The organism is Nocardioides sp. Soil774 (assembly GCF_001428125.1).
Classification (GTDB): Bacteria; Actinomycetota; Actinomycetes; order Propionibacteriales; family Nocardioidaceae; genus Nocardioides.
The window spans coordinates 1-25,745 of record NZ_LMSM01000009.1 but is presented as its reverse complement, the minus strand read 5'-3'; the positions used below and the strand labels follow the sequence as shown (position 1 = coordinate 25,745).

Annotated in this window: 27 protein-coding genes; 13 read left to right on the top strand and 14 right to left on the bottom strand. The window is 70.9% G+C overall.

Features of this window, described 5'->3' with window-relative positions; translation table 11 throughout:
- The first annotated feature begins 1 nt into the window (after window position 1).
- Genes ASG76_RS14075 through nagA form a run of 3 tightly spaced genes read left to right on the top strand, consistent with a single transcriptional unit; the run spans window position 2 to window position 3,183 of the window.
- Window positions 2–1,045, top strand: a complete 1,044-nt coding sequence (locus ASG76_RS14075; RefSeq protein WP_056604543.1) for a LacI family DNA-binding transcriptional regulator — start codon at window positions 2–4, stop codon at window positions 1,043–1,045.
- Window positions 1,046–1,054: 9 nt separating this feature from the next.
- Window positions 1,055–2,044: a YihY/virulence factor BrkB family protein gene (locus tag ASG76_RS14070; RefSeq protein ID WP_056604540.1), complete on the top strand. Its 990-nt coding sequence runs from the start codon at window positions 1,055–1,057 to the stop codon at window positions 2,042–2,044.
- Entirely contained in the window at window positions 2,044–3,183 is a 1,140-nt protein-coding gene (gene nagA, locus ASG76_RS14065; protein WP_056604538.1) for an N-acetylglucosamine-6-phosphate deacetylase, read from the top strand. The genes ASG76_RS14070 and nagA overlap by 1 nt, the downstream gene beginning before the upstream one ends.
- Here nagA and ASG76_RS14060 read toward each other — a convergent pair.
- From ASG76_RS14060 to ASG76_RS14050, 3 genes are read right to left on the bottom strand one after another with little or no spacing between them, the layout of a single operon-like run.
- Entirely contained in the window at window positions 3,158–4,084 is a 927-nt protein-coding gene (locus ASG76_RS14060; protein ID WP_082587556.1) for a carbohydrate ABC transporter permease, read from the bottom strand. The genes nagA and ASG76_RS14060 overlap by 26 nt on opposite strands.
- Entirely contained in the window at window positions 4,081–5,043 is a 963-nt protein-coding gene (locus tag ASG76_RS14055; RefSeq protein ID WP_200948190.1) for a carbohydrate ABC transporter permease, read from the bottom strand. The genes ASG76_RS14060 and ASG76_RS14055 overlap by 4 nt, the downstream gene beginning before the upstream one ends.
- Window positions 5,043–6,371: an ABC transporter substrate-binding protein gene (locus ASG76_RS14050; protein ID WP_056604529.1), complete on the bottom strand. Its 1,329-nt coding sequence runs from the start codon at window positions 6,369–6,371 to the stop codon at window positions 5,043–5,045. The genes ASG76_RS14055 and ASG76_RS14050 overlap by 1 nt, the downstream gene beginning before the upstream one ends.
- A 166-nt stretch (window positions 6,372–6,537) precedes the next feature.
- Between ASG76_RS14050 and ASG76_RS14045 the strand changes: the two genes are divergently transcribed.
- Genes ASG76_RS14045 through ASG76_RS14030 form a run of 4 tightly spaced genes read left to right on the top strand, consistent with a single transcriptional unit; the run spans window position 6,538 to window position 12,105 of the window.
- Entirely contained in the window at window positions 6,538–8,538 is a 2,001-nt protein-coding gene (locus tag ASG76_RS14045) for a beta-galactosidase (RefSeq protein WP_056604526.1), read from the top strand.
- Complete coding sequence (locus tag ASG76_RS14040) at window positions 8,538–9,350, top strand: DeoR/GlpR family DNA-binding transcription regulator (RefSeq protein WP_056604524.1); 813 nt, start codon at window positions 8,538–8,540, stop codon at window positions 9,348–9,350. The genes ASG76_RS14045 and ASG76_RS14040 overlap by 1 nt, the downstream gene beginning before the upstream one ends.
- On the top strand, window positions 9,347–11,470 hold the full coding sequence (locus tag ASG76_RS14035; RefSeq protein WP_056604519.1) for an alpha-galactosidase: 2,124 nt from the start codon (window positions 9,347–9,349) through the stop codon (window positions 11,468–11,470). Before ASG76_RS14040 ends, ASG76_RS14035 begins: the two co-directional genes overlap by 4 nt.
- A 20-nt stretch (window positions 11,471–11,490) precedes the next feature.
- On the top strand, window positions 11,491–12,105 hold the full coding sequence (locus ASG76_RS14030) for a class I SAM-dependent methyltransferase (protein ID WP_056604518.1): 615 nt from the start codon (window positions 11,491–11,493) through the stop codon (window positions 12,103–12,105).
- Between the two features lie 11 nt (window positions 12,106–12,116).
- Here ASG76_RS14030 and ASG76_RS14025 read toward each other — a convergent pair whose 3' ends face one another.
- Window positions 12,117–12,377, bottom strand: coding sequence for a hypothetical protein (locus ASG76_RS14025; protein WP_056604517.1), 261 nt, complete (start codon window positions 12,375–12,377; stop codon window positions 12,117–12,119).
- A gap of 23 nt (window positions 12,378–12,400) precedes the next feature.
- Window positions 12,401–13,309, bottom strand: a complete 909-nt coding sequence (gene mca, locus ASG76_RS14020; RefSeq protein ID WP_056604515.1) for a mycothiol conjugate amidase Mca — start codon at window positions 13,307–13,309, stop codon at window positions 12,401–12,403.
- 38 nt (window positions 13,310–13,347) lie between these two features.
- Here mca and ASG76_RS14015 point away from each other — a divergent pair, with 38 nt between their 5' ends.
- Together ASG76_RS14015 and greA are read left to right on the top strand one after the other, a co-directional pair.
- A complete protein-coding gene (locus ASG76_RS14015) occupies window positions 13,348–13,737 on the top strand; it encodes a DUF4307 domain-containing protein (RefSeq protein WP_056604513.1) in 390 nt (129 codons plus the stop codon).
- A gap of 187 nt (window positions 13,738–13,924) precedes the next feature.
- The gene (gene greA, locus ASG76_RS14010; RefSeq protein WP_056604511.1) at window positions 13,925–14,416 is read left to right on the top strand and encodes a transcription elongation factor GreA; all 492 of its coding nucleotides are present in this window, start codon (window positions 13,925–13,927) and stop codon (window positions 14,414–14,416) included.
- Window positions 14,417–14,678: 262 nt separating this feature from the next.
- Here greA and ilvA read toward each other — a convergent pair whose 3' ends face one another.
- The 6 genes from ilvA to ASG76_RS13980 all read right to left on the bottom strand — a co-directional run bounded on the left by ilvA (window position 14,679) and on the right by ASG76_RS13980 (window position 21,042).
- Complete coding sequence (gene ilvA, locus ASG76_RS14005; protein WP_056604509.1) at window positions 14,679–15,887, bottom strand: threonine ammonia-lyase; 1,209 nt, start codon at window positions 15,885–15,887, stop codon at window positions 14,679–14,681.
- Complete coding sequence (locus ASG76_RS14000; RefSeq protein ID WP_235529626.1) at window positions 15,884–17,260, bottom strand: AI-2E family transporter; 1,377 nt, start codon at window positions 17,258–17,260, stop codon at window positions 15,884–15,886. Before ASG76_RS14000 ends, ilvA begins: the two co-directional genes overlap by 4 nt.
- Before the next feature lie 10 nt (window positions 17,261–17,270).
- Window positions 17,271–18,689 carry a glutamate mutase L gene (locus tag ASG76_RS13995; protein WP_082587553.1) on the bottom strand — a complete coding sequence of 473 codons (1,419 nt, stop codon included), beginning with the start codon at window positions 18,687–18,689 and terminating at the stop codon, window positions 17,271–17,273.
- Complete coding sequence (locus ASG76_RS13990; RefSeq protein ID WP_056604505.1) at window positions 18,686–19,000, bottom strand: YidH family protein; 315 nt, start codon at window positions 18,998–19,000, stop codon at window positions 18,686–18,688. Before ASG76_RS13990 ends, ASG76_RS13995 begins: the two co-directional genes overlap by 4 nt.
- On the bottom strand, window positions 19,000–20,160 hold the full coding sequence (locus ASG76_RS13985) for a cystathionine gamma-synthase (RefSeq protein ID WP_056604503.1): 1,161 nt from the start codon (window positions 20,158–20,160) through the stop codon (window positions 19,000–19,002). Before ASG76_RS13985 ends, ASG76_RS13990 begins: the two co-directional genes overlap by 1 nt.
- A gap of 90 nt (window positions 20,161–20,250) precedes the next feature.
- Complete coding sequence (locus ASG76_RS13980; protein WP_157559126.1) at window positions 20,251–21,042, bottom strand: hypothetical protein; 792 nt, start codon at window positions 21,040–21,042, stop codon at window positions 20,251–20,253.
- 158 nt (window positions 21,043–21,200) lie between these two features.
- Between ASG76_RS13980 and msrA the strand changes: the two genes are divergently transcribed.
- Both msrA and ASG76_RS13970 read left to right on the top strand, forming a co-directional pair.
- The gene (gene msrA / locus ASG76_RS13975; protein ID WP_056604498.1) at window positions 21,201–21,851 is read left to right on the top strand and encodes a peptide-methionine (S)-S-oxide reductase MsrA; all 651 of its coding nucleotides are present in this window, start codon (window positions 21,201–21,203) and stop codon (window positions 21,849–21,851) included.
- Between the two features lie 91 nt (window positions 21,852–21,942).
- The gene (locus tag ASG76_RS13970; protein ID WP_162254117.1) at window positions 21,943–22,797 is read left to right on the top strand and encodes a DUF3800 domain-containing protein; all 855 of its coding nucleotides are present in this window, start codon (window positions 21,943–21,945) and stop codon (window positions 22,795–22,797) included.
- 179 nt (window positions 22,798–22,976) lie between these two features.
- Here ASG76_RS13970 and ASG76_RS13965 read toward each other — a convergent pair whose 3' ends face one another.
- From ASG76_RS13965 to ASG76_RS19150, 3 genes are read right to left on the bottom strand one after another with little or no spacing between them, the layout of a single operon-like run.
- Window positions 22,977–23,561, bottom strand: a complete 585-nt coding sequence (locus tag ASG76_RS13965) for a hypothetical protein (protein ID WP_056604494.1) — start codon at window positions 23,559–23,561, stop codon at window positions 22,977–22,979.
- Window positions 23,558–23,917 (bottom strand): hypothetical protein, encoded by a 360-nt coding sequence (locus ASG76_RS13960; RefSeq protein WP_056604493.1) that lies wholly within the window; start codon window positions 23,915–23,917, stop codon window positions 23,558–23,560. Before ASG76_RS13960 ends, ASG76_RS13965 begins: the two co-directional genes overlap by 4 nt.
- 2 nt (window positions 23,918–23,919) lie before the next feature.
- Window positions 23,920–24,327: a hypothetical protein gene (locus ASG76_RS19150; protein WP_157559125.1), complete on the bottom strand. Its 408-nt coding sequence runs from the start codon at window positions 24,325–24,327 to the stop codon at window positions 23,920–23,922.
- A 461-nt stretch (window positions 24,328–24,788) separates the two neighbouring features.
- Here ASG76_RS19150 and ASG76_RS13955 point away from each other — a divergent pair, with 461 nt between their 5' ends.
- Both ASG76_RS13955 and ASG76_RS13950 read left to right on the top strand, forming a co-directional pair.
- Complete coding sequence (locus ASG76_RS13955) at window positions 24,789–25,043, top strand: hypothetical protein (protein ID WP_056604491.1); 255 nt, start codon at window positions 24,789–24,791, stop codon at window positions 25,041–25,043.
- Between the two features lie 27 nt (window positions 25,044–25,070).
- On the top strand, window positions 25,071–25,412 hold the full coding sequence (locus ASG76_RS13950) for a hypothetical protein (RefSeq protein WP_056604489.1): 342 nt from the start codon (window positions 25,071–25,073) through the stop codon (window positions 25,410–25,412).
- Window positions 25,413–25,745: the final 333 nt, after the last annotated feature.

Sequence of the window (25,745 nt, the reverse complement as noted above, 5' to 3'; positions counted from 1 at the left end):
CATGGTCACGATGCAGGCGGTCGCGCGGGAGGCGGGGGTCTCGCAGTCCACGGTCTCGCACGTCATCAACCGCACCCGCGCCATCGCGCCGGAGACCGAGGCAGCAGTCTGGCGGGCCATCCACCGCACTGGCTACGTCAACGACTCCATCGCGCGCTCGCTGCGCACGGGGAGCACGCAGACGGTGGGCCTGGCGATCGCGGCGATCTCCAACCCGTTCTTCGCTGAAGTGGTCGGCGCCATCGAGCGCCAGGTCTCCGCGATGGGGCGCACCGTCCTGCTGGTCGACACCCACGACGATCCCGAACGGGAGCTCATGGCCGTCCAGGAGCTGGTCGCGCGTCGCTGCGACGGCATCCTCCTCGCCCCCTCGGCGTCGCCGGCCAGGACGTTCGACCTGCTGGAGCGCCGCAACGTGCCAACGGTCCTGGTCGACCGCTTCGCCGACACCGGCACGCTGGCCGCGGACTCGGTGGGCGTGCACAACGTCGAGCCCGTCGCCGAGCTCGTCGACCACGTCGCCGGCCGCGGCCACACGCGGGTGGCCTTCATCGCGGGCCTTCCGGGGCTCGGCACGAGCCGCGAGCGCCTGGCCGGGTTCGAGCTGGGGGTGCAGCGCAACGGCCTCGACCCCGACCCCGATCTCGTCGTGGTGGGTGGCTCCGACGAGCAGTCGTCCTACGAGGCGGCATCACGCCTGCTCGGCCTGGCCGACCCGCCGTCCGCCATCGTGGCCGGCAACAACGCGATGACCATCGGCGCGATGCGCGCGCTTTCCGACCTCGGGCTGAGGGTCCCGGAGGACGTGGGCCTGGTGGGCTTCGACGACTTCCCGTGGGCCACGCTCTTCCGGCCGCGACTCACCGTCGTGGCACAGCCGCTCACCGAGCTCGGCACCCGCGCAGCGACGATGCTCCACGAGCGGATCGCCGACCCCTCGCTCCCCGCCCGGGAGGTCCGGCTGCCCGCGACGCTGATCGTCCGAGACTCCGCCGGCCACCGCACCCCCGACGCCGGCCTGACCGAGGACCCTTCCCCGCCCTAGGGTTCGGCCATGACGACCGCGCGGACCGTGCCCGTGACCACCGAGATGGACGGTGACGAGCTCGACGCCATGGACGCCTGGCACCTCGCGCGCCACCACGGCCTGCGCGCGATCGCGGTCGAGTCGTTCGTGCGGTTCCGCTTCGGCGACGGGTTCACCAACTCCCGGGCCCTCGCGCTCCAGGCCTGCCTGGCCGTCGTGCCGTTCCTGCTGGCGTTGACCGGGCTGGCCTCCGACATCGACGAGGAGCGGCCCGCCGCGGTCGTGGCCCACGTCGTCGACTCGTTGTCACCCGGCGCGGGCAACGGGGACGCGCTCACCACCGCGGTGGAGAAGAGCGACGAGTCCGAGCAGGTCGGCGAGGTGGCCCTCGTCCTCGGTCTGGCCTTCGCGCTCATGTCGATGACCACGGCGATGGCGCAGGTCGAGCGCGGCGCCAACCGGATCTACGGCATCCGCCGCGACCGCAAGGCGCTGCGGAAGTACGGCCGGGCAGCCGTCCTGACCGCGGTGCTCGCCGGTCCCGTCGGCACCGGCTTCGTGATGATCGTCGGGGGTGGCGCCCTCGGCGACGCGATGGTCGAGACCTACGGCTGGTCGGACACCACGCTCGACTGGTGGAACGCGCTGCGCTGGCCGATCGGCCTGGCCCTGCTCGTCCTCACCGTCGCCGTGCTGCTCGACCACGCCCCGCGCCGCCGCCAGCCGGCGCTGTCGTGGCTCGCGCTCGGGTCGGGCATCGCGGTCGTGCTCAGCGCGGTCGCCACCGGCGGCCTCGCGGCCTACGTCTCGCTCATCGGCTCGAGCGGCGGCGTCTACGGCCCCCTGGCCGGGATCTTCGCGCTCCTGCTGTGGGCCCTGCTCTGCTCGATCGCGCTCTTCTACGGCACGGCCGTCTGCGCCCAGCTCGAGTCGCTCCGCGCCGGCGAGCCCGGGCCGGCCCTCGACGACCCCGGACGCCCGCACGCCCGCACGGTCGGCGACGGCGCCGTCGACTGATGCTGCTGGCCGCCGAGCACGTCCTCACCCCGACGCACGACATGGCGCCGGGCTGGGTCGACGTGGCCGGCGACCGCGTCGTCGCGGTCGGGGCGGGAGCGCCCCCACGCACGGCCGACCTCGACCTCGGCGCAGCGACGCTCGCTCCCGGGTTCGTCGACCTGCACGTCCACGGCGGCGGCGGGGCGTCGTACGACAAGGGCGCGGAGGCGGCAGCGACGGCCGCCGCGACCCACCTCGGGCACGGCACCACCACACTGGCCGCGAGCCTGGTCACCGACGCACCCGACCGCACGGCACGGGCGGTGCGCGGGCTCGCGCCGCTCGTCGACGACGGGGTGCTCGCAGGCATCCACCTGGAGGGTCCGTGGCTCAGCCCCCTGCACGCCGGCGCCCACCGCCGGGAGCTGCTGGGCCACCCGTCCCCGGCCGCCGTGGACACGCTGCTCGCGGCCGGTGACGGCGCGGTGCGGATGGTGACCATCGCACCCGAGCTGCCAGGCGGCATCGAGGCCGTACGCCGGATCCGCGCGGCAGGGGTCGTGGTCGCCATCGGCCACACCGACGCGTCCTACGACGTCACCCGAGCCGCGATCGACGCCGGCGCCGGCATGGGCACCCACCTGTTCAACGCGATGCGGCCGCTGCACCACCGCGAGCCCGGGCCGGTCGGTGCGCTGCTCGAGGCGCCGGTCGACGTCGAGCTCGTCGCCGATGGCGCGCACCTGCACCCGGCGGTGCTGCGCGCGGTGTTCGCGGCGCGGCCGGGCCGGTGCGTGCTGGTCACCGACGCGATGGCCGCCGGCGGGCTCGGCGACGGTGACTTCCGGCTCGGCGGCCAGGCGGTCGAGGTGCGCGACGGGGTCGCCCGGCTCGCCGGGGGGCCAGGGCTCGGAGCGATCGCCGGCTCGACGCTCACCCTGGTCGCAGCGGTGCGCGAGGCCGTACGCGCCGGGGTGCCGCTGCTCGAGGCCGTGACGGCCGCGACGGCCACCCCGGCCCGTGCGTGGGGCCTGGACGACGTGGGCGCCCTCGAGGCCGGACGCCGCGCCGACCTCGTGGTGCTCGACGAGCACCTCGAGGTCGCACGCGTGATGCGGTCCGGCGTCTGGGTCAGCCCTTCGTCGAGCCCAGGGTGAGCCCGGAGACGAACTGCTTCTGCAGGGCGAAGAACACCACGAGCACCGGCAGCGCGACGATGATCGAGCCCGCCGCGACGAGGTTGGTGTCGGTGAAGAACTGCCCGCGCAGGTTGTTGAGCGCGGAGGTCACCGGCAGCTTGTCGCCCTGCTGGATGAGCACGGTCGCCCAGAAGAACTCGTTGTAGACCCACGTCACCTGCAGCGTCGCCAGCGCGGCCAGCGCGGGACGCACGAGGGGCATCGTGAGCTGCCAGTACTGGCGCCACACGCTGGCCCCGTCGAGCTCGGCGGACTCGTAGATCTCGTGCGGCAGCGTCTTCATGTAGTTGCTGAGCACGAAGGTGCAGAACCCCATCTGGAAGGCGGTGTTGACCAGGATGAGCGCCCAGAAGCTGTTGAGCATCGAGCCCGAGTCGCTCATGAAGTAGGGCAGCGGGATCTCGCGGAACATCCGGAACACCGGGATCAGCAGCGCCTGGGGCGGCAGCAGGTTGGCGGCCAGGAAGACCCCCAGCAGGGTCAGGTTGAACCGGTAGCTGAACCGGGCCAGCACGAACGCGACCATCGAGGAGAGCCACAGCGTCAGCAGCACCGCCGGGATGGTGATGAGCAGCGAGTTGCGCATGTGGAGCCCGAAGTTGCCCCGCGACCACGCGTCCTCGTAGTTCGACGTGGTCCAGCCGCCGAACGAGAGGTAGCCGTTGGCCTGGGTGTAGTCGTACTCGCGGAAGGAGTTGATCAGCGCCCAGAACAGGGGGAACAGCCAGATCAGTGCCAGCACCGCCATGATCGTGGTGGCGACGGCGCCGCGCCGCTTGCTCAGCACGCCGCCCTCCTTGCGCGCGGGCGGGGTGGCCCGACGCGCGGTCGGCGCCGCGACCGGTGTCTCGGTGGTCATCCTCGGCGCTCCTCACGGAAGACGTTGCGCAGGTAGATGGTGATGAAGACCGACGAGATGAGCATCATGATCACCGCGAGCGCCGAGCCGAAGCCGTACCTCGTGGCCTCGCCGATGACGTTCTGCGCGACCAGCGCACCGATGACCTCGAGGCCGTTGCGGCCCTTGTTGATCACCCACACGAGGTCGAAGGCGCGCAGCGACTCGATCACCACGATCACGACGACGATCATGTTGATCGGGCGCATGACCGGGAAGATCACGTTGAAGAAGGTCTTCACCTCGTTGGCCCCGTCGACCGCCGCGGCCTCGCGCAGGCTGGCGTCGATGCCCTTCAGGCCGGCCAGGTAGATCAGCATGATGTAGCCGGTGTGGCGCCAGGCCGTGGCGACCAGCACCGCCCACAGGTTGATGCCGGGGTCGCCGTACCAGTCCACCTGCGTGCCGAAGACCTGGTTGATCAGGCCCTGGTCACGGGAGTAGAAGAGCTGCCAGATGAAGCCGATGAGGGCCAGCGACAGCACGACCGGCATGTAGAACGCCGTCTGGTAGAACCGGCTCCCACGCATCTCCCGGTCGAGGACGACCGCCAGCAGCATGCCCAGCACGGTGGGGATGAGGAACAGGAACCCCAGCCAGATCAGGTTGTGCTGGATCGCCGGCCAGAAGGCCGGGTAGATCGTGACGATGTCGTGGTAGTTCTGGAAGCCGACCCACTCGATGGTGTCGAGGTCGCCGAAGCCGTTCCACTTGCCGAACGACAGCACCACGGACAGCAGCGCCGGCACCCAGACCAGGCCGAGCACCAGGAGCAGCGGGATCGTCACCATGACGATCACGGTGAGCCGGTCCCGGGCCGGGAGCTTCTTCTCCCGGCCCTGCGGCGGCGCCACAGCCCGCGAAGGCTGGGTCGTGGGCTGCGGCGCCTCGTCGATGTGTGCCATGTCAGGTCCGGGCATCAGCCGAAGATCGAGGAGGCCTGCTCCTGGATGCTGGCCGTGATCCCGTCGATGTCGTCGGGGTTCTTCAGGAAGTCCTGGATCGAGGGGATCATCACCGTGTTGGCGAAGTCGGCGTTGGTGTCACGGTCCATGAACTGCGCGATGTTGGCGGCCGCACCGACCACCTCGGCCGACTTCTTCTGCAGGTCGCTGTAGGTCGAGGTGCTGGCGCCGGAGTTGGCGGCGATGAACGGCGCGTCGGCGGCGTCGTTGCCCGCGTCGGCCGCGGCGGCACTGCCGAGCCACTTGGCCATCGCCTTGCCGGCCTCCTGGTTCTTGCCGGCGGCGGCGACGCAGAAGCCGTCGATGGGGGCGTCGAGGGCGTCGGCGCCGATGGAGGAGTCGAGCTCGGGGAAGGTGAAGAAGTCGAGGTCGTCACCGTTCTCGCCGAGCGCGTCGACCACGAAGGTGCCGAGGAGGTACATCCCGCACTCGCCCTTGCCCATCGCGGTCGCCGCCTCCTGCCAGGTGCGACCCAGCGGGTCCTCCTGGTGGTAGGGCAGCAGCTTGCGCCAGGTGTCGAACACGAGCTTGACCTCGTCGCCGTCCCACTGCTCGTCGCCGGCCATCAGGCTCATGTGGAAGTCGAAGCCGTTGAGGCGCATGTTGAGGATGTCGAAGGTGCCCATCGCGGGCCAGCCGTCCTTGTCGCCGAACGCGAACGGCGTGACGCCCTTGCCCTTCATCTCGTCCATCAGCGCCATGAAGTCGTCGTTGGTCTCCGGCGGGGTCCAGCCGTTCTTCTCCCACACCGACTTGCGGTAGAACACCGCCCACGGGTAGTAGCTGATGGGCACGAAGTACTGCTTGCCGTCGGGCGCCGTGGAGGCCTGCTTGAAGGAGTCGTTGAGGCCGTCGATCGGCCACTGGTCGCTCAGGTCGGTGATCAGGCCGTTCTCGGCGAACTGCGCCATCCGGAACCCGGCGAACCAGGTGAAGACGTCGTCAGGGGTGCCCTGGAGGTAGGTGCTGATGCTCTCCTGGAACGTGTTGTGGTCGACCGCGTTGAGCGCGACCTTCGTGCCGCTCTCCTTGGCGTAGGCGTCGCCGATCGCCTTGAGGCGGTCGTAGGCGGCACCGGAGCCCTCGGCCTCGTTGATGCCGAACTTCACCGTCGCGCCGGAGCCGGTCGCCGGACCGCCCGAGTCGCCGCCGCACGCGGCGAGCATGTTGGCGCCACCGACGGCGAGGCCGCTGAGCGCCATGCCACGCAGGACGGAGCGGCGCGAGGCCGCCATGGTGGTGAGGGCGGAGCGCGGGATGGCGCTGGAACGGGAAAGTGACACGACGTCCTCCTGAGACAAAACCAAACAGGGATGCACAGCATGTGACGACGAGCACACCCTCGTCAACCCTTCTGGGCGAGCGTTTGGGCAGTGGATCAAACATTTCCAAACCTTTTTCTGCCATGTGGCGTTGACTTTCACCTGTGAGGGTCGACACAGTTGCGGCATGCCGACTCCCCTGCCCGCTCTGGCCTTCGGCGGCGACTACAACCCCGAGCAGTGGCCCCGCGAGGCCCACGTCGAGGACCGCGAGCTCATGCGCGAGTCCGGCGTCGACCTCGTCACGCTCGGTGTCTTCTCGTGGGCGTGGCTCCAGCCCGGTCCCGACCAGTGGGACTTCGCCTGGCTCGACGAGCAGATGGACGACCTGCACGCGGCCGGGATCAAGGTCGACCTCGCCACCGCGACCGCGTCGCCGCCCCCGTGGCTGACCCAGCGCCACCCCGAGATGCTCCCGATCACCCACGACGGCCGCACCCTGTCGCCCGGCGGCCGGCAGGCGTTCTGCCCGAGCTCACCGATCTACCGCGAGCACGCCCTGGCGCTCTGCACGGCGCTCGCCGAGCGCTACCACGACCACCCCGCGCTGGCGCTGTGGCACGTGTCCAACGAGCTCGGCTGCCACAACGCGCGGTGCTACTGCGACGTGAGCGCAGCGGCGTTCCGCGACTGGCTGCGCGCCCGCTACGACGACGACGTGGCGCACCTCAACGACGCGTGGGGCACCGCGTTCTGGTCGCAGCGCTACGACGACTTCGCCCAGGTGCTGCCCCCGCGCGTGGCTCCCACCCACGCCAACCCGACCCAGCAGCTCGACTTCCTGCGCTTCTCCTCCGACCAGCTCCTCGACAACTTCGTCGTCGAGCGCGACGTGCTGCACCGGATCTCGCCCGGCGTGCCGGTCACCACCAACTTCATGGTGATGCGCCAGACCATGGAGATGGACTACCTGCGCTGGGGCCGTGAGCTCGACGTGGTCTCCAACGACCACTACGTCATCGCCGGTGAGGAGGGCTCGCACCGCGAGCTCGCGTTCAGCGCCGACCTGACCCGCGGCACCGCCGGCGGCCGGCCGTGGCTGCTGATGGAGCACTCCACCAGCGCCGTCAACTGGCAGCCGCGCAACCGCGCGAAGAAGCCCGGCGAGATGATCCGCAACAGCCTCGCCCACGTCGCCCACGGCGCCGACGCGGTGCTCTACTTCCAGTGGCGTGCCTCGCGCGCCGGGGCGGAGAAGTTCCACTCCGGGCTGCTGCCCCACGCCGGCACCGACACCCGCCAGTGGCGCGAGGTCGTCGAGCTCTCGCGCCTGCTCGACTCCGTCGAGGAGGTCTCCGGCAGCACCGCGCGCAACGAGGCCGCGATCCTCTTCGACTACGAGGCGTGGTGGGGCTGCGAGCTCGACTCCCACCCCAGCATCGACGTGCGCTACCGCGACCGGGCCGAGGACCTGCACCGGGCGCTGTCGGCCCAGGGCGTGGGCGTCGACGTGGTGCACCCGAGCGCCGACCTGTCGTCGTACAAGCTGGTCGTGGTGCCCACCCTCTACCTCGTCAGCGACGAGGCGGCGGCCGCGGTCGCGGCGGCCGCCGAGGCCGGTGCGACGGTGGTCGTGACCTACTTCAGCGGCATCGTCGACGAGCACGACCACATCCGCCTCGGTGGCTACCCCGGTGCGTTCCGCGACCTGCTCGGCGTGCGCACGACCGAGTTCCTGCCGCTCCTGGAGGGCGAGTCGGTGCGCGTGGAGGGGCTCGGCGACGCGGCGGTCGGCGCCGACACCTGGGCCGAGGACCTCGAGCTCGCCGGCGCCTCGGCCGTGGCGACGTACGTCGACGGCCCCGCCGCGGGCCTGCCGGCCGTCACCCGTCGCGAGGTCGGCAGCGGCTCCGCGTGGTACGTCGCGACGCGGCTGGACCCCGCCGGCACCGACCGCCTGGTCGAGCACCTGGTCGCCGAGTCCGGTGTCGAGCAGCTGCCCGGGGCCGGCGCCGACGTCGAGGTGACGCGCCGCGTCGGCGACGCCGCGAGCTGGCTCTTCGTGATCAACCACGGCGGCGCGCCCGCCGCCGTGCCGGTGCACGGGCACGACCTGGTGACCGGGCGTGACGTCGCCGGCGACCTGGAGGTCGCGGCCGGAGGCGTCGCCGTGGTGCGGGAGGCCTGATGCTGGCGGCCCAGCGACGCGGTCGGATCCTCGCCGAGCTCAGCCGTGACGGCACGGTCCGCGTCACCGACCTGGTCGAGCTGCTCGGCGTCTCCGACATGACGGTGCGCCGCGACCTCGTGGCCCTGCACCGCGACGGCCTGCTGGAGAAGGTGCACGGGGGTGCGCTGGCCGTGGCCGAGCCCTCGTCGTCCGAGCCGGGCTTCGCCGCCAAGTCGGTGCAGCGACGCCGCGAGAAGGAGGCCATCGCCGCGGCGGCCGCCGAGCTCGTGCACACCGGCATGGCGATCGCGGTCTCGGCGGGCACCACGACCCACGCCCTGACCGAGCACATCGCGCGCATCCCCCACCTCACGGTCGTCACCAACTCCGTGTGGGTGGCCGACGTGCTGCACCGCACGGGCGAGGCCACGACCTCGGTGCTGCTCACCGGCGGCCTGCGCACCCCGTCCGACGCGCTGGTCGGCCCGGTCGCGGTGTCGTCGCTGCGCAGCCTGCACGTCGACGCCTTCTTCATGGGCGTGCACGGCATGGACGTGCGCGCCGGCTTCAGCACGCCCAACCTGCTCGAGTCGGAGACCAACCGCGCCATGATCGAGCGCTCGCGCCGCCTCATCGTGTGTGCCGACTCCAGCAAGTGGGGCGTGGTGGGCCTCAGCAGCATGGCGGCGCTCTCCGAGGCCTCGGTGCTCGTCACCGACTCCGGCCTCTCCGCCCAGGCCAGCGGCGCCCTCGCCGACCACGTCGGCGAGCTCGTGGTGGTCGATCCCCTCGACGACGACCAAGACCTCGACACCCCGGAGGACGCATGACCTCGCCCCCCGTCCACCTGACCCGCGCCGGCGTGAGCCTCGTGGTCGGCCGTGACGACACCGGCATCCTGGTCGTCCTGCACTGGGGGGCCGAGCTCGGCGACCTCGACGACGCCGGGCTGCAGGCGCTGGCCGACGCCACCCGGCCGGGCATCTCGCGCTCGTCCTTCGACGTGTCGCGGCGCACCGGCGCCCTGCCCGACCCCGCCCGCGGCTACTCGGGCACTCCCGCCCTGTCCGGCCAGCGGGTCGGCGGCAGCGCCACGGCGGCGGCACCGAGCCTGGTCGACTGGGAGGTCGAGGCGGGCGACGCGTCGCTGACCTGCCGCTCGGAGGACCCGGAGGCCGGCTGGTCGGTGGTGCTGCAGCTCGCGCTCGACGAGGCCGGCCTGCTGCACGCGCGTACGTCGGTCACCAACAGCGCCGACGGCGACCTCCACCTCGCCTCGGTGCTGACCTCCCTGCCCGTCCCCGCGCACGCCTCCGAGCTCCTCGACCTCACCGGACGCTGGTGCAAGGAGCGCGCCCCGCAGCGCCACCGCTGGGTGCAGGGCACCCACCGCCGCGACGCCCGCCACGGTCGTACGGGCCACGACGCCACGCTGCTCATGGTCGCCGGCACCCCGGGCTTCGCCTTCGGCGCCGGTGAGGTGTGGGCGGTCCACGCGGCGTGGAGCGGCAACCACACCCACTACGCCGAGCGCACCCCCGAGGGCGAGTGCCTGCTCGGCGGCGGCGAGCTGCTCTCGCCCGGCGAGGTCGTGCTGGCCCCCGGCGAGACCTACCACTCGCCCTGGCTGCTCGGGTCGTGGTCGGGCTCGGGGCTCGACCCGTTGAGCCACCGCTTCCACGCCCACCTCCGCGCGGTCACCCCGCGGGCGCGCACCGAGCGGCCGGTCATCGCCAACTCGTGGGAGGCGGTCTACTTCGAGCACTCCCTCGAGCGCATCGCCGAGCTCGCCGACGCGGCCGCCGACGTCGGCGTGGAGCGCTTCGTGCTCGACGACGGCTGGTTCCTCGGCCGGCGCGACGACACCGCCGGCCTCGGTGACTGGACCGTCGACCCGGCGATCTGGCCGCAGGGCCTGGGGCCGCTGGTGGCGCACGTGACGGGCCGCGGCATGGAGTTCGGCCTGTGGGTCGAGCCCGAGATGGTCAACCTCGACTCCGAGACCGCGCGCCACCACCCCGAGCGGGTGCTGCGCGGTCGCGCGGGAGTGCCGATGGAGTGGCGCCAGCAGCAGGTGCTGGACCTGCAGGACGACGGGGCCTATGCCGACCTCCGCGACGCGCTGACGACCCTGCTCGACGAGCTCGACATCGCCTACCTCAAGTGGGACCACAACCGCGACCTCACCGACGTCACCCACGACGGACGGCCGGCGGTGCACGGGCAGACGCTCGCCGCCTACCGGCTCCTCGACGAGCTCCGCGACGCCCACCCCGACCTCGAGATCGAGTCGTGCGCCTCCGGCGGCGGACGCGTCGACGCCGAGGTGCTCTCGCGCACCGACCGCATCTGGCCCAGCGACACCATCGACCCCCTAGAGCGCCAGCACCTGCAGCGCTGGACCTCGCTGCTCGTGCCGCCGGAGCTCATGGGATCGCACGTCGGCGGGCCGACCTCGCACACCACCAAGCGCACCCACAGCCTGCGCTACCGGGCCGCGACCGCGCTGCTGCACTGGTTCGGCATCGAGTGGGACGTCTCCCGCCTCGACGACGCCTCGCTGGCCGAGCTGCGCTCGTGGGTCGAGCTGCACAAGCAGGTGCGGCCGCTCATCGGCTCCGGCACGCTCGTGCACCCCGACCACCCCGACCCCGCCGTCGTGGTCACCGGGATCATCGCGGCCGACCGGTCGGAGGCCTGCTACGTCGTCGCGACGGTGGCTGCCACCGAGACCCAGCACCCGGCCCGCCTGCGCCTCACCGGGCTCGACCCCGACCGCACCTACCGCCTCGCCGAGGCGCTCCCGCCCCCGCCCGGAGCCGACCTGGCCCCGACCTGGTCGGCCGACGGCGCCGTGCTCACCGGTCGCGCGCTCGCCACCGTAGGGGTCGGCCTGCCGGTGCTCGACCCCGAGGAGGCGCGGGTGCTGCGGCTGGTCGCGGAGGGCTGATCCGGTCCTAGTCTGGGGCCATGGACGCCGACGCCTGGGACCAGCGCTACTCCGCCAGCGAGCTCGTGTGGTCGCGCGAGCCCAACCAGTTCGTGGCCAGCGAGCTCGCCGACCTGCCCCCGGGCACCGCTGTCGACCTCGCCGCGGGCGAAGGCCGCAACGCGATCTGGCTCGCCTCGCGCGGCTGGTCGGCGACCGCGGTGGACTTCTCCCAGGTCGCGCTCGACAAGGGCGCCCGTCTGGCCGCGGACAGCGGGACCGACGTGACCTGGGTGTGCGCCGACGCCACCACCTGGCACGCAGCTGCCCCGGTCGACCTGGTGGTCATGGCCTACTTCCAGGTGCCGGCCGACGACCGGCGCCGCGCGGTGCGCAACGCAGCCGGGATGCTGCGGCCCGGCGGCACGTTGCTGCTCGTCGCCCACGACTCCACCAACCTCGCCGAGGGCACGGGCGGGCCCCAGGACCCCGCGGTGCTGATGAGCGCCGAGGACGTGCTCGACGACCTGTCCGGCATCGGCATCGAGGTCGTGCGCGCCGAGCGCGTGGCCCGGGAGGTCAGCCCGGGCGACGAGCACCGCGGGGCTGAGCGGCGTACGGCCTGGGACTGCCTGGTGCGGGTGGTCCGGCGCTGAGCCAGGTCAGGTCAGCGCTCGGTGTCGGTGCGCCCGGCCGGGTCGGTCGTGTCGGTCGTCCCGGTCGTCTCGGATGATTCGACCGGCTCGTCGCCGTAGAGACCGGCGTCCTTGGCCGCCTGCGCCTTGCGGAGCTGCTTGACGAGGCTGAAGCCGAGGACGACGACGGCGAGGATCATGAAGATCCACAGCGCGAAGCCCAGCGGACCCGCGACGACGTCGTTCTCCTTCGGCGTCGGGTCGTCCGCCAGCATGATGATCACCTCGAGCATGCCTCTAGTGTCCCACCCGCTCCTCAGGGGGCGGGCGTCGGGATGCCGGCGAAGAGGTCGTCCTCGGGGCGGGTGCTCTCGACGTGGGCGTGGACCAGCTCGTAGTCCTCGGTGGGCCACGTCTTCTGCTGGATCTCGCGCGGGATGGCGAACCACATGCCGTCCGGGTCGATCTGCGTCGCGTGGGCCAGCAGCGCCTGGTCGCGCACGCCGAAGTACTCACCGCACGGCACGCGCGTGGTGATGCGGTCGTCCCACTCGGGCTCGCGCTCCCAGTTCTTCAGCCGCTCCTCGTAGGGCGACTCCAGGCCGTGGGCGAGCATCGCCTCGTGCAGGGCGTTGGTCTTCGCCCAGCTCCAGCCGTGGTGGTAGTAGAGCTTCAGCGGCTGCCACGGCTCCCCCGCGTCGGGGAACCGCTCCGGGTCGCCCGCCGCGTGGTAGGCGGCGACCGAGACCTCGTGGCAGCGGATGTGGTCGGGGTGGGGGTAGCCACCGCGCTCGTCGTACGTCGTCAGCACGTGGGGCCGGAAGTCGCGGATCAGCCGCACCAGGCGCTCGGTGGCCTCCTCGAGCGGGACGAGCGCGAAGCAGCCCTCGGGCAGCGGGGGCTTGGGGTCGCCCTCGGGCCAGCCCGAGTCGACGAAGCCCAGCCAGTCCTGGCGGATGCCGAGGATGTCGCGGGCGCGGTGCATCTCCTCCCGGCGGATCTCGGAGATGTTCTCCCAGACCTCGGGGCGGTCCATGTTGGCGTTGAGCACCGAGCCGCGCTCCCCGCCCGTGCAGGTGGCGACGTGGACGTCCACGCCCTCGGCGACGTACTTCGCCGTCGACGCAGCCCCCTTGCTCGACTCGTCGTCGGGGTGGGCGTGCACGTGCATCAGGCGGAGGCCGGTGCGGGGCTTGGTGCCGGTCCGGTCGGGGTGCTGGGCCATGGGCCCGAGTCTAGGAGCAGCCGCTTAGGCTTCGGTGCGTGACCACCGACCTGACCGACCGCTACGGCGCCCCGTCACGGCTGCGCCGCCCGGCCTGGATCACGCTCGCGGTCGTGCTGGCCGTCGTCGGCCTCGGGTGGCTGGCGTGGACGGTGTGGTTCCACACCAACCCCGCGGTGACCTCCGAGCTGGTGACCTACGAGGTGACCAGCGACCACGAGGTCGCCGCGCGGCTCGACGTACGCCTCGGCGACGGGGTGCAGGCCAGCTGCCGGTTGCGGGCGCTGGCCGTGGACAAGACGGCCGTCGGCGAGCTCGCCTTCTCCCCCGTCGCGGGCGCCAACGAGGTCGTCATCCGCACCGAGCGGCGGGCCACGAGCGTGGAGAAGCTCGGCTGCACCGCCCCGGGCCAGTCGCGACCCCGCTGACCCGCCCCGAGTCGTCGGCCTGCGCTTTTGCGCGCACCTTGCTAACCTGATCGTTCTGCCCGTCCGGGTGCGCTGGCCGACGTCCGTCGCCGCGCCGACTCCGATCGGACGGAAGACACCAACCGACCCGGTGCGGGGCCGCTGAGGCACACCCGCACCCGGTCCGACGCGAAGCAGGAGCAACGACATGACCGACCAGGGCACCATCTGGCTGACCCAGGAGGCCTACGACAAGCTGCAGGCCGAGCTCGACGACCTCCGCGGTCCCAGGCGCCAGGAGATCATCGAGAAGATCGCCGCGGCTCGCGACGAGGGCGACCTCAAGGAGAACAGCGGCTACCACGCGGCCAAGGACCAGCAGGGCCAGCAGGAGGCCCGGGTCCGCCAACTCGAGGACATGCTGCGCCGCGCCGAGGTCGGCGAGACGCCCCCCGACGACGGCGTGGTCGAGCCCGGCATGGTCGTCACCGTCGACTTCGGCGACGGCGACACCGAGAAGTTCCTCCTCGGCGCGCGCGAGAACCTGATGGAGGGCGACGACCTCGACGTCTACTCCCCCGAGTCCGCCATGGGCGCGGCCATCAACGGCAAGACCAAGGGCGACGAGGTCACCTACACCACGCCCAACGGCAAGGACCTCACCGTCACGATCGTCGACGCGGAGCCCTACCGCGCCTGAGCGTCGCGATCACCGCCTGGGCGGTGCGTGAGGCAGGTTCTGCACCCGCGGAACCAGCCTCGCGCACCGCCCCGCGGCATTTCGGCGTACGGGCGGTGCGTGAGGCGGGTTCTGTGCCCGTGGAACCGTCCTCCCGCTCCGCCCCGCAGCGCTCGTCGGTTTCCCCGGATATCCGGGGAAACTGGAGCCTCACCCCCGAAACTTCGCACTGGAACCTCGAGGTTCCCCGGATATCCGGGGATCGCGACCGACGGGGCAGCGGTCAGTTGTTGACCTTGTAGCCCCGCTCGCGCAGCCGGCCCATCAGGTGCTCGGCGTGCGTCTCGCCGCGGGTCTCGAGCTGGATGCGCACCTCGACCTCGTTGAGGGTGAGCGACGGCGAGATCCGCTCGTGGGCGACCTCGAGCACGTTGGCGCCCTCGGCGCCGACCTCGGCGAGCAGCGAGGCGAGCCCGCCGGGCAGGTCGGGGATGCACACGCGGAGGTAGAGGTAGCGCCCGGCGGCGGCGAGGCCGTGCCGGATCACCTTGCTCAGCAGCAGCGGGTCGATGTTGCCGCCGGAGAGGACCGCGACGGCGGGGGTCTCGAAGCCGCCGGGGTTGTCGAGCATGGCCGCCACGGCCGCGGCCCCGGCCGGCTCGACCACCTGCTTGGCCCGCTCGATGAGCGCCAGCAGCGCGCGCGAGAGCGACTCCTCGGACACCGTGACGACCTCGTCGACGTGGTCGCGCACCGCGGCGAAGGTGATGTCGCCGGGGCGACCGACCGCGATGCCGTCGGCCATCGTGCTCATGTGCTCGAGCGGCACCGGGTGCCCGGCGGCGAGCGAGCCGGGGTACGCCGCCGCGCCCTCGGCCTGCACGCCGACCACCCGCACGTCGGGGCGCAGCGCCTTGATCGCGATCGCCACCCCCGCCAGCAGCCCGCCGCCGCCGGTCGGCACCAGCACCGTGCGTACGTCGGGGGCCTGCTCGAGGACCTCGAGCCCGAGCGTGCCCTGCCCGGCGACGATGTCGACGTGGTCGAAGGGGTGGATCAGCACCGCGCCGGTCTCCTCGGCGAAGGCGCGCGCCGCGGCCAGGGAGTCCTCGAGGTAGCGCCCGTGGAAGACGACGTCGGCGCCGTAGCCGCGGGTGGCCTTCTCCTTGGGGATCGGTGCGCCCTCGGGCATGAAGACCGTGGACTTGATGCCCAGGGTGGTGGCGGCGAGCGCGACGCCCTGCGCGTGGTTGCCGGCCGACGCCGCGACCACGCCGTGGGCGCGCTCCTCGGCCGAGAGCCCGGCGATGCGGACGTAGGCGCCGCGCGACTTGAAGGAGCCGGTGCGCTGGAGGTTCTCGCACTTGAGCGAGACCTGTCCGCCGACCAGCGCGGAGAGCCAGCGCGACTCCTCCATCGGCGTGGTCACCGTGACGCCCTCGAGGAGCTCGCGGGCGGCCACGATGTCGGCGAGGGTCACCTGGTCGGTCATGCGGGGTCGTCCTCGTCGGGGTCGTCGGAGCGGTGGGGGGCATCGGGTCCGGCGAGCGGGCTGTCGTCGGTGGGCACCTCGGGTGGCGGCGGTGGCCTGCCGAGGTCGTCCTCGAGCGCGTCGTCGGGCTCGTCGTCCCCGATGTCGGTGTAGCTCGCCAGGTGCTGCGCGACGGCGTTGCCGGCCGCAGCGAGGGGTACGGCGACGAGCGCGCCGGCGACGCCCGCGACGAGCACGCCGCAGCCGATGGCCACGATCACACCGAGCGGGTGCAGGGAGACGAAGCGTCCCATCAGGAAGGGCTGGAGCACGTGGCCCTCGAACTGCTGCACCACGACCACGCCCGCGAGCATCAGCAACGCTGTCACCGGGCCCTGGTCGACGAGGGCGACGAGGATCGCGACAGTGCCGGCGACGGTGGCGCCGATCATCGGCACGAAGGCGCCGAGGAAGACCAGCACGCCGAGGGCGACCACGAAGGGCACGTCGAGCCAGAACGCGACGATCATGATGCCGAGGGCGTCGGTGAGCGCGACCAGCACGGTGGCCCGCACGAACTGCGTGAGCGAGACCCACGCCACCCGGCCCGAGGCGTCGACGCGCTCACGTGCGGCGCGCGGGGTGAGCCGCACCAGCCACGACCAGATGCGCTCCCCGTCGGCGAGGAAGAAGTAGGTCGAGAAGAGCACGATGAAGAAGCCCGCGACCACGTGGCCCAGCGCCGTGCCGACCTCGGAGACCCGGGTGACGACACCGTTGCTGCCGGTGCTGTCGGTGACGGCGCCCTGGATCTCCTGGATCCAGCCGTCGAGCTGGGAGTCGCTGACGTGCAGGGGGCCGTTGCGCAGCCACTCCCGCACCTGGTCGAGGCCGGTGACGACCGAGCCGCCGAGGTCGCTGGCTCCCGCGGCCACCTGCTGGCCCACGAAGGTGAAGAGCATCGCCACGGCGCCGAGGCCGAGCACCATCACGATGCCCGCCGACGGCCCGCGCGGCAGCCCGGTCCGGCGCAGCACGTTGACCAGGGGCACGGCCAGCGCCGCGGCGAGCAGCGCGACCGCCAGCGGCAGGGTGATGACGGCGAAGTAGCGCAGCGTCCAGAGCAGGCCCAGCATCGCGACGACGATGACGATGAGCCGCCACGACCACGCGGCGGCCAGGTCGAGGCCCCACGGCACCTGCGCACGGCTGAAGTTGGAGGGGCCGGTCGTGATGACCGGCTCGCTGCGGCGCTCGGCGCGAGCCTGCGCCCACTGGGCGACGAAGCGCTCGGTCAGGCCGTCCTCGTCGTCGCCGCGACCCAGAGCGGCGAAGATCCGCCGGCGCCGTGACTCGTCGGTCTCGTCCGGCTCGGAGGGGTGCGGCACGCTCACCTCGCCCACGCTACCGATCCCCGGCCGTCGCGAGACGGCTCACGAGCCGGTGCGCCGCGACCGGGTGGGCCTCGGCGAGCAGGCCCGCGGCAGCGAGGACGTAGTCGTGGTCGACCACCACCCGCGGGTCGCGCGGCAGCTGCCACCCGCCCTCGAAGGCGTCGCCGGTCGCGGGCGCCAGCACACGGCGTACGGCATCGGGGCCGCCGTGGCGCAGCACGCCACCGGAGCCCACCAGCAGGTCGACCTCGCGCAGGTCCTTGCCGCTGCGCTCGACCACGCGCCCCTCGGGGCTCACCACGACCTTGCTGCGACCGGCGTGGCGCTCGAGGGCGATCCGCACGGCGGCGGCGGCGATGTCGAGGTCTGCCTCGCGCTCGGCGGCCGGGTCGGGACAGGCGTCGGGCAGCAGGTCGGGCTGCGCCCGGCGGCGTACGGCGGCGGCGTGCAGGTCGTCGCGTCCGGCGGCCTCGACGGTGGAGACCGCCGACCACCGCATGCCGAGGTCGCCCTCGACGGTGCGGGTCACGGGCGTGGTGGCGACGACCTCGCGCGCCAGGCCGCTGTCCTCCGGGTCGAGCTCGACGACGCTGTGCACGTCGGTGGTGGCGCCACCGACGTCGACGACGACGACGTCACCGGCACCGCGGTGCCCGTCGTCGAGGCCGCGCGCGAGCAGCTCCACCCCGGTCAGCACCACGTCGGGTGTCGCGCCGCGCACGAGGTCGGTGAAGGACCGGCCGTGCGGGTCGGTGCGGCTGCTGAGGTGCTTGCCGCCGATGACGTGGCTGAGGAAGATCTCGCGGATCGCGCGACGGGCGCTGTCGGGGGCGAGGACGCCGATCCGCGGCACGACGTTGTCGGCGAGGACGTAGGGGGTCTGCGCCTGCTGGAGCAGGGACGCGACCAACGGCTGCGACTCGACGTTGCCCGCGACGACCACCGGGCCGGTCCACGGCGTGCCGGACAGGAAGGCGGCGTCGCCCTCGAGGACCTCGGCGTTGCCGCCGTCGGTGCCCCCGACGAGCAGCACCACGTCGGGCTCGGCGGCGCGCAGCTCGGCGAGCTTGGAGGCGTCGAGACCGCTGTGCAGCACGAGCACGACCTTGCCGCCGCTGGACAGCGCGACCCGGCGACCCGCCTCTGCGGTGACCAGCTCCTCATTGCCGACGACCGCGATCCGCAGGCCGCCACCCGCGCTGGAGCAAGCCAGCACGTCGGCGTCCTCGGCACGGGGGTCCTGCTCGGCGAGGGCGCGCACGCACGCGTCGTACCCGTCGAGGACGTCACCATCCCCCTGGCTGTCGGGCAGCGTGGTGGGGTGGCTCGCGGTGGCGAGGAGGTCACCGGTCGCGAGGTCGACCAGGGCGGCCTTGGTGAAGGTCGACCCGAAGTCGACGCACACCACGCAGGTGGGCCCGCCGCTCACACGACCACCGAGATGCCGGCAGCGACGATCACCACGAGCACCGCCGCGGCCAGGAGGTGCACGGTCGTGCCGGCGGGCAGGTCCTCCCCCGCCCGGATGGCGCGCTCGGCCTGGCGGAAGCGCAGCCACCCGCCTCCGGCGGCGACCACCGCGGTCGCGATGAGCAGCATGCCCAGCACCCGCTGCGACCAGGAGGCGTCGAGCAGGTGGAAGACGGCGAGCGCGGCGGCGACGAGGCCGACCGCGGTGCGCTCGTAGGCGAGGAAGGTGCGCTCGTTGGCGAGCGAGAAACGGATGTCGGGCTCGGCCATCAGCCCAGCGACCGGTCGAGGTCGGCGAGCAGGTCCTCGACGCTCTCGATGCCGACGCTGAGCCGGATGAGGTCGGCCGGGACCTCCAGGTCGGTGCCGGCGACGCTGGCGTGGGTCATCCTGCCGGGGTGCTCGATCAGCGACTCGACGCCGCCGAGCGACTCGCCGAGGGTGAAGACCTCCGCGCGCTCGCACACCGCGAGCGCGTGCTCCATCCCGCCGGCGACGCGGAAGGAGATCATCCCGCCGAAGCGCTTCATCTGGCGCGCGGCGACCTCGTGGCCGGGGTGCGCGGCCAGGCCGGGATAGATCACCTCGACCACCCGCGGGTCACCGTCGAGGAACTCCACGACCTTCTCGGCGTTGTCGCAGTGGCGGTCCATCCGCACGCCGAGCGTCTTGAGGCCGCGGTGGGTGAGGAAGGCGTCGAAGGGTCCGGCGACCGCGCCCATGGCGTTCTGGTGGAAACCGATCTTCTCAGCCAGGTCGAGGTCGCGCACGACCACCGCGCCGCCCACGACGTCGCTGTGGCCACCGACGTACTTGGTCGTCGAGTGCACCACGACGTCGGCGCCGAGGGTGAGCGGCTGCTGGAGGTAGGGCGAGGCGAAGGTGTTGTCCACGACGAGCAGGGCGCCGGCGTCGTGGGCGACGGTGGCGAGCGCCTCGATGTCGCCGATGGTGAGCATCGGGTTGGTCGGCGTCTCGACCCAGACGATCCTGGTGCGACCCGGCTCGATCGCGGCGGCCACCGCGTCGGTGTCGGCGACCGGCGCCGGGCTGTGGTCGAGGCCCCAGACCTTCGCCACCTTGTCGAAGAGGCGGAACGTGCCGCCGTAGGCGTCGTCGGGGATGACCACGTGGTCGCCGGGACCGGTCAGCGCGCGCAGGATGGTGTCCTCCGCAGCCAGGCCGGAGGCGAAGGCGAACCCCTTCTCGCCGTCCTCGACGGCGGCGAGGGCGCCCTCGAGCGCCGTACGCGTGGGGTTGGCCGAGCGGCTGTACTCGTAGCCGCCGCGCAGGCCGCCGACGCCGTCCTGCTTGTAGGTGCTGCTGGCGTAGATGGGCGGGTTGACCGCCCCGGTCATCGCGTCGGGCTCGTAGCCGGCGTGGATCGCACGCGTCTCGAACCCGGCCTTGTTGGCGCGTTCCTGGGTCACGTGCCGAGCGTAGACCCAGCCGGACCCCGCCCGGACAGCGCAATGGCCGCCACTCCCCCCGGAGTGGCGGCCATTCGTCAGCGTGATCCGTCAGTCACCCGAGACGATGGACCCGTGAGAGTCCTTGGCGCTGCTCGGACTCGGGGGAACGAAGGCACCAGCCGCGATCCCGGCTCCCCGGACCGCCCACGAGCCGAAGGCGTAAGCGTTCGTTGTGCTCGTGGTCGTGGAGAACAGGTTCGCCCCGAATGCAGCGGTGTTGTTCGGGTTGTCCAGGACACCGCGGATGTAGACGGTTCCGAAGTTGGCCTTGGCGTACTCGAACACGCACAGGTGGCCGGGGCTGGCCACTGGCGCGGCCACTGTGCCGGAGCAGCCGACGGGAAGCGGTCCACCGGACGGGATGTAGTGCGGCGTCACCGCGCCAGAGAACGTGTAGCCCCAGTTGATGTCGGTGCTGCCGTACGCACCGGAGTTCCCGCCGTCCATGATCGACCACGACCCACGGATCACCGTCGGGGTCGGCGCGTACTTCGCGTCGCTCTCCGCCTTGCTGTAGCTCGAGCCGGCGCCGGCGTACTTCGCGTCGGACTCGGTCTTCTTGTAGTAGCTGCCCAGCTTGGCGTCGGTGGCCGCGTTGGACGCGGCGTCGCCGGCGGCAGACTCCGCCTTCGTGGCGTACTTCGTGTCGCTCTGCGCCTTGGTGTAGTAGCGCTTGTCCGCGAGGGGCTTGAGGTTCTTCTTCCAGATCTTCTTCCAGTTGGTGGCGACCGCCTGGCTGACCTCGGCGCCCGCGGGTGTGACGGCCATCAGGCCCCCACCGACCAGGACCCCGAGAAGCACGGCAACGAGGAGCTGCCGGACCGAACGACGTGACGACATGGTGCGTTCCTTTCCACTGACGAGTAGGCCTCCACGGTCCTCGCACGAGCGTCCGTGCGCATCGGTGCCAGTACGACGTCTAGACCGCGTAGTTCCACGTAGGGCCGGGGTGCGGGACGGCCACGCGACGCGCTTGTCCGCGGGGGGATGATGGGCCCATGTTCGGATTCGGCAAGCCCTCCACCCTGCCCACCCCCGACCAGGCCCTGCCGGGCCGTGCGGAGTCGATGTGGACCCTCGGCGAGCACGTCGTGCTGCACACGCCGGTGGTCACCGACGAGGCCCCCGCGGGCTTCGAGGTCGCGGTGCTCGGGCTGGGCTGCTTCTGGGGCGCGGAGGAGATCTACTGGCAGGTGCCCGGCGTGTGGTCGACGTCGGTCGGCTACGCCGGTGGCAGCACGCCGCACCCCACCTACGAGGAGGTCTGCAGCGGCCACACCGGCCACACCGAGGCCGTGCGCGTCGTGTTCGACCCGTCGAAGGTGTCCTACGCCGACCTGCTGAAGAAGTTCTTCGAGATCCACGACCCGACCCAGGGCATGCGCCAGGGCAACGACGTCGGCACCCAGTACCGCTCGGCCATCTACTGGACCACGCCCGAGCAGGAGCAGACCGCGCGCGAGCTCACCAAGGTCTACGGCGAGGAGCTCGACCGCCGGGGCCTCGGCGAGATCACCACCGAGATCCGTCCGGCCAGCGAGACGCCGTACTACTACGCCGAGGACGCCCACCAGCAGTACCTCGCAAAAAACGTATTCGGGTACAGGTGTCACTCGAACACGGGAGTCAAGTTCCCCGAGACGTCTTGACGCTCAGCACGCGCGCAGCCCCGGTCGTTAGCGCTGAACGACTCTGCTCCTATGCGCCCGCTTAAAGATCCTGAGGTGGCGTATGCGCCTTGTGTTTATCGACGACAGTGAGCAAAGGGTTCCCCCGCGCAGGGGTCTCGGGCCGCTTGTCGCCATCGGCGCCGTCATCATCGACGAGTCGCAGCTGGCACCGTTCAGCAGCCGCCTGCAGGACCTTCGGTCTCGGTTGGGGATTCCCGAAGGCGAGGAGTTGAAGTGGAAGCCTCCGAAGGGAAGCTTCCTGAGCACCGCGGGTGGTGATGTCGTAACTGACCTGCGCCGCAGCATGCTCGTCGCAGCCAAGGAATGCGACATCCGCTCGGCAGTTGTGGTGCTCGACCATGGCGCGGCGTACCGAGGATTGAGCACAGCAGAGGCAGGTATGAAGGTGCTGGCCTGGCTCTACGAGCGGATCGAGATGAGCCTGTCCGACTACCAGGAGGTTGGAATGGTCATCGCTGATCAGCCCGGGGGCGGAGCGAAGGCCGAGAAGCACTGGCTCACGGAGACCTTGAGCCTGACGAACAACGGCACACGGCACGTGAAGGCCGAGCGAGTGGTAATGCCGATCGTCACGGCCCCATCGGACCACGTCCCCCATCTCCAGCTTGCCGATCTGGTGACGGCTGCGACGACAGCCGCCGTGGCCGGGCGAAAGGCGGGCCACGATCTCGTGCCGCTGCTGAAGGAACTCGCACATACCCGGCTCACCGGTGAGACCGCCGGGGCTGGGATCGTGCTCTGGCCAAGAGAGCTTTATGACCTCCATTGGTGGGTCTTTGGCGAGGAGTACTACCGCCGAGGAAGTATTGGGATCCCGCTGGGGCCGCACGACCCAAGCGCTGCACGTCCGTTGTCGAAGCCGGGACGGCCCTACCTCAAGGACGATGGTCTCACCGTGCCGTAGGCCGCGATTGCGCGATGACGCGATGACGCGAAAGACTGCACGCCGCGGGGCAAGCAGGCTCTCGACCTGCTCGACCAGGTTGAGCGGAGAGATGCCGACTCGCGCGAGTCGGAGCTGTCTATCGAGTTCCTTATGACGAACGCGACTCGCGTCTGATACTGGTAGTCCTCAGGTCCTGGCTAGCGGTCGTCCTCGAACCGCCACTGGGTCGTCGTCTCGCGATCCAGCCGACGTGCTCCGGTGAAGCGTCCGAGCCATGCCCGGACCTCGGAACTGCGGCCCTCGCGGGCGGCTGTCAGAGTCCGTAGAACGTACCAAGCCGCCGGCGTTCCGAACTGGAGTGCGTCACGCGCGAGGTCGAGGGGCTGTGCGGCTTCCAGAGCGTGGCTACGGAGCCAGCGCAGGCCGGAGCCTTCGGCCTCCTGCCGCTCGGAGACAAGGTACGCGGCCTCGGCGTTAGCCGCAGGGTCTAGCAGGACGACGCCTCGCAAGGAGAACTGGAGATACCGAGGGCCGTATCGAAATTGTTCCTCCAAATGGCGCAGCACGACCTCCGCGGTCGCACCACCGCGGTCCCTGCGCCACTGTAGGAACCAGAGCCACTCGGACGGGCTTAGCCACGGAAGGTCTTGCTCACCGATGGCGCTGTCCACGAGACCCTGAAGCGCCAGGGCGTCTGCCGTGGCGCTGGTCAAGTTCCGTTGGTAGCCCACGTCCGTTGCCGCAAGGCGAATGAGAGCAGCGGCGAGCGGGACAAGACTCATGACTGCACCCTGATCATGGTGTTGCCTGCGTAGGCATGCCGCACCAGATTTGACAACGTGGACGAGGCCGGCGATCCGCCCGAGAGCGCAAACAGTGGGGACCTTGTGAGCGCCGGGTCGTCCTCCTTGAACTCTTCCTCGATGAGGACCGTAAGGCGAGAGTCGCTGAAGCGGGTGGAGTACTCCGTGTCGAGGGTGCCCGAGGCCGTCCAGTCGCTCACGGTCAGCCACGTGTCGCTCATTTGGGTGTACCAAGCGTGTGCGTCGCGCTCGTCGGGTCGGAACAACACGACATCGATGTGGAACTGCTCGCGAAAGTGGTTCCGCAGGTCGTTTAGCCAGAGCCCGGAGTGCACGGTCAGGACAGCGTCCCGGTAGACGGGCTGAGCCTGCAGCCACCTGAGGTACAGATCCTCGTTCGCGGGGATGCGAGCATCGAACGCGCGCCAACCGCGGGGTCAAAGCGGCTCAACACACCAGCGCGCCCGTAGATCGCCGTAGACAGCGGCTCGCTCACACCAGTGACGTAAACGCCGCGACCCCATGTGTAGTTGTTAGCGCCGATGTAGAGCCCCGGGTTTGGCGCGCGGTAGTCGGCTGCGTACTCAGACGGCACATACTTCACGGCCAGCGGCAACCGCCGTGCGCGCGGCCACGTCGCTATCTCCAGATTGTCAGCGACCAGGTCGTCCAGACCTGCGGACGAATTGAGGATCGCCTGCTCGATTGCGTCGCGAAGCTTTCGCGGCACCAGTGTCGTTGCCATGTCGATCCCCCATCAACTCAGAGCACGACCGGCGTTCTCAGTGTCGCAGCAGGCCGCTAGTCGCGTCGCCAAAGTAGCGGACGGGGCGGCGCGGTGCCCCGCACCTCGAAACCTTCGTCAGGCCGGCGTTCCACCTGGCCACGGCCCGCGAGGCCAGCAGCTGTCCAAGGACCGCCCAGGACTTGAGTGCGAATGACCTCGTGCCACGCCGGGATTGGGGTTGCCATGCGGGAAGGCGTCCGTATGCTCGTCCTGCACGACCAGCAGAGCGAGACCCCCTTCGGGGGCTCGTTCTAATTCAAAGCGATCCGCCGTTCGCAAGCGGACTTATTTAGCGAGGCCACCAGTGGACCTTGATGACGACACGGACTCTGTCGCCCGGAGGGGCAGCGTCTAACAACGACCGATGAAGCAGCTCTGCCCCAGTCTCCGGTGGTCAGTCGCTGTGGAAAGTTGTTGAGATGTACGAGCAGAACCTGAACGATCACGTCAATGTCGATGTCAACGCCGACGTCAGGGTGGACGCTAACTCGAACGCCGTCATGGTGCTCGGCGTGTGCTTCGTCGCGTGCATAGGCTTCCTGACCCTAGGAACCGTCCGCATCGCTGGACAGGCGGACGGGACGAACAAACTACGGGCGCTGGTCCCTTGGGGGCGGAAGCCGAAAGAGACCAAGCATGAGCTTCCGCTGGAGCCGCCGACGGAAGCTGAGTAGCGGCACCAAAGGAGAGGAACAACTTCGATGGGTCAGCTCGTTTTCCAGTCCACCTACGGTCTCGGTGCCGTGACTCTGCTCCTCGTGGTCCTGATGTTCGCCGCCACAAGCTTCGGATACATAATCGGCCGTCTGCAGTGGTGGTACCTGGTCGGCGTGATTGTTGCGATGTGGTTGAGCATCTCTGCCATCCTGTGGCCCCTCACCGGCGCCCCATGGGCTGCGGCGATCGCGACCACGCTCGTAACCGTCGCCTCCGCCACTGTGCGGGCGTGCCATCACCGCTTCATCCGCGAGCATCGCCTCGAGTCCATCGAGCGAGACGCGCAAGGCGACATGCCCCCAACTAGCAGGCTGCACTCCCCCTAAGCCGCATCGGGGGTTGCTGGTGTTGACGGCCTGGCTGCCGCCTAAAGGAATGGGCAGCCACGCTGGGCTCTTCGACCGTTGGCTGCGCTCTGTCCTTAGTTGCGCCGCTTGTCAGCCTCGCTCAGCGTCGAAGAGACCACCGGCGACACATGTGGGGGAGGCGCCGAACGGACCTCCGCAGACATGAACGCACCGTCGGCCGTCGGGACTGCTGCACGGATAGGTGACATCTGAATCTGCGTCGATGTGTCGGCGCTGGAAGGATGTTCACCATGCCAAAGGCGTTCCCCAAGGAGTTCCGCGTGCCAAAGGCGTTCCCCAAGGAGTTCCGCG

What these genes read in the sequence shown, in the direction of transcription:
- ASG76_RS14055 (WP_200948190.1), bottom strand. Translation starts at nt 5,043, where the DNA reads ATGCCCGGACCTGACATGGCACACATCGACGAGGCGCCGCAGCCCACG.
- msrA (WP_056604498.1), top strand. Translation starts at nt 21,201, where the DNA reads ATGTTCGGATTCGGCAAGCCCTCCACCCTGCCCACCCCCGACCAGGCC.
- ASG76_RS14070 (WP_056604540.1), top strand. Translation starts at nt 1,055, where the DNA reads ATGACGACCGCGCGGACCGTGCCCGTGACCACCGAGATGGACGGTGAC.
- ASG76_RS13950 (WP_056604489.1), top strand. Translation starts at nt 25,071, where the DNA reads ATGGGTCAGCTCGTTTTCCAGTCCACCTACGGTCTCGGTGCCGTGACT.
- ASG76_RS14035 (WP_056604519.1), top strand. Translation starts at nt 9,347, where the DNA reads ATGACCTCGCCCCCCGTCCACCTGACCCGCGCCGGCGTGAGCCTCGTG.
- ASG76_RS14025 (WP_056604517.1), bottom strand. Translation starts at nt 12,377, where the DNA reads ATGCTCGAGGTGATCATCATGCTGGCGGACGACCCGACGCCGAAGGAG.
- mca (WP_056604515.1), bottom strand. Translation starts at nt 13,309, where the DNA reads ATGGCCCAGCACCCCGACCGGACCGGCACCAAGCCCCGCACCGGCCTC.
- greA (WP_056604511.1), top strand. Translation starts at nt 13,925, where the DNA reads ATGACCGACCAGGGCACCATCTGGCTGACCCAGGAGGCCTACGACAAG.
- ASG76_RS14040 (WP_056604524.1), top strand. Translation starts at nt 8,538, where the DNA reads ATGCTGGCGGCCCAGCGACGCGGTCGGATCCTCGCCGAGCTCAGCCGT.
- ASG76_RS14030 (WP_056604518.1), top strand. Translation starts at nt 11,491, where the DNA reads ATGGACGCCGACGCCTGGGACCAGCGCTACTCCGCCAGCGAGCTCGTG.
- nagA (WP_056604538.1), top strand. Translation starts at nt 2,044, where the DNA reads ATGCTGCTGGCCGCCGAGCACGTCCTCACCCCGACGCACGACATGGCG.
- ASG76_RS14045 (WP_056604526.1), top strand. Translation starts at nt 6,538, where the DNA reads ATGCCGACTCCCCTGCCCGCTCTGGCCTTCGGCGGCGACTACAACCCC.
- ASG76_RS19150 (WP_157559125.1), bottom strand. Translation starts at nt 24,327, where the DNA reads ATGGCAACGACACTGGTGCCGCGAAAGCTTCGCGACGCAATCGAGCAG.
- ASG76_RS14075 (WP_056604543.1), top strand. Translation starts at nt 2, where the DNA reads ATGGTCACGATGCAGGCGGTCGCGCGGGAGGCGGGGGTCTCGCAGTCC.
- ASG76_RS13955 (WP_056604491.1), top strand. Translation starts at nt 24,789, where the DNA reads ATGTACGAGCAGAACCTGAACGATCACGTCAATGTCGATGTCAACGCC.
- ilvA (WP_056604509.1), bottom strand. Translation starts at nt 15,887, where the DNA reads ATGACCGACCAGGTGACCCTCGCCGACATCGTGGCCGCCCGCGAGCTC.
- ASG76_RS13965 (WP_056604494.1), bottom strand. Translation starts at nt 23,561, where the DNA reads ATGAGTCTTGTCCCGCTCGCCGCTGCTCTCATTCGCCTTGCGGCAACG.
- ASG76_RS14060 (WP_082587556.1), bottom strand. Translation starts at nt 4,084, where the DNA reads ATGACCACCGAGACACCGGTCGCGGCGCCGACCGCGCGTCGGGCCACC.
- ASG76_RS13990 (WP_056604505.1), bottom strand. Translation starts at nt 19,000, where the DNA reads ATGGCCGAGCCCGACATCCGTTTCTCGCTCGCCAACGAGCGCACCTTC.
- ASG76_RS13980 (WP_157559126.1), bottom strand. Translation starts at nt 21,042, where the DNA reads ATGTCGTCACGTCGTTCGGTCCGGCAGCTCCTCGTTGCCGTGCTTCTC.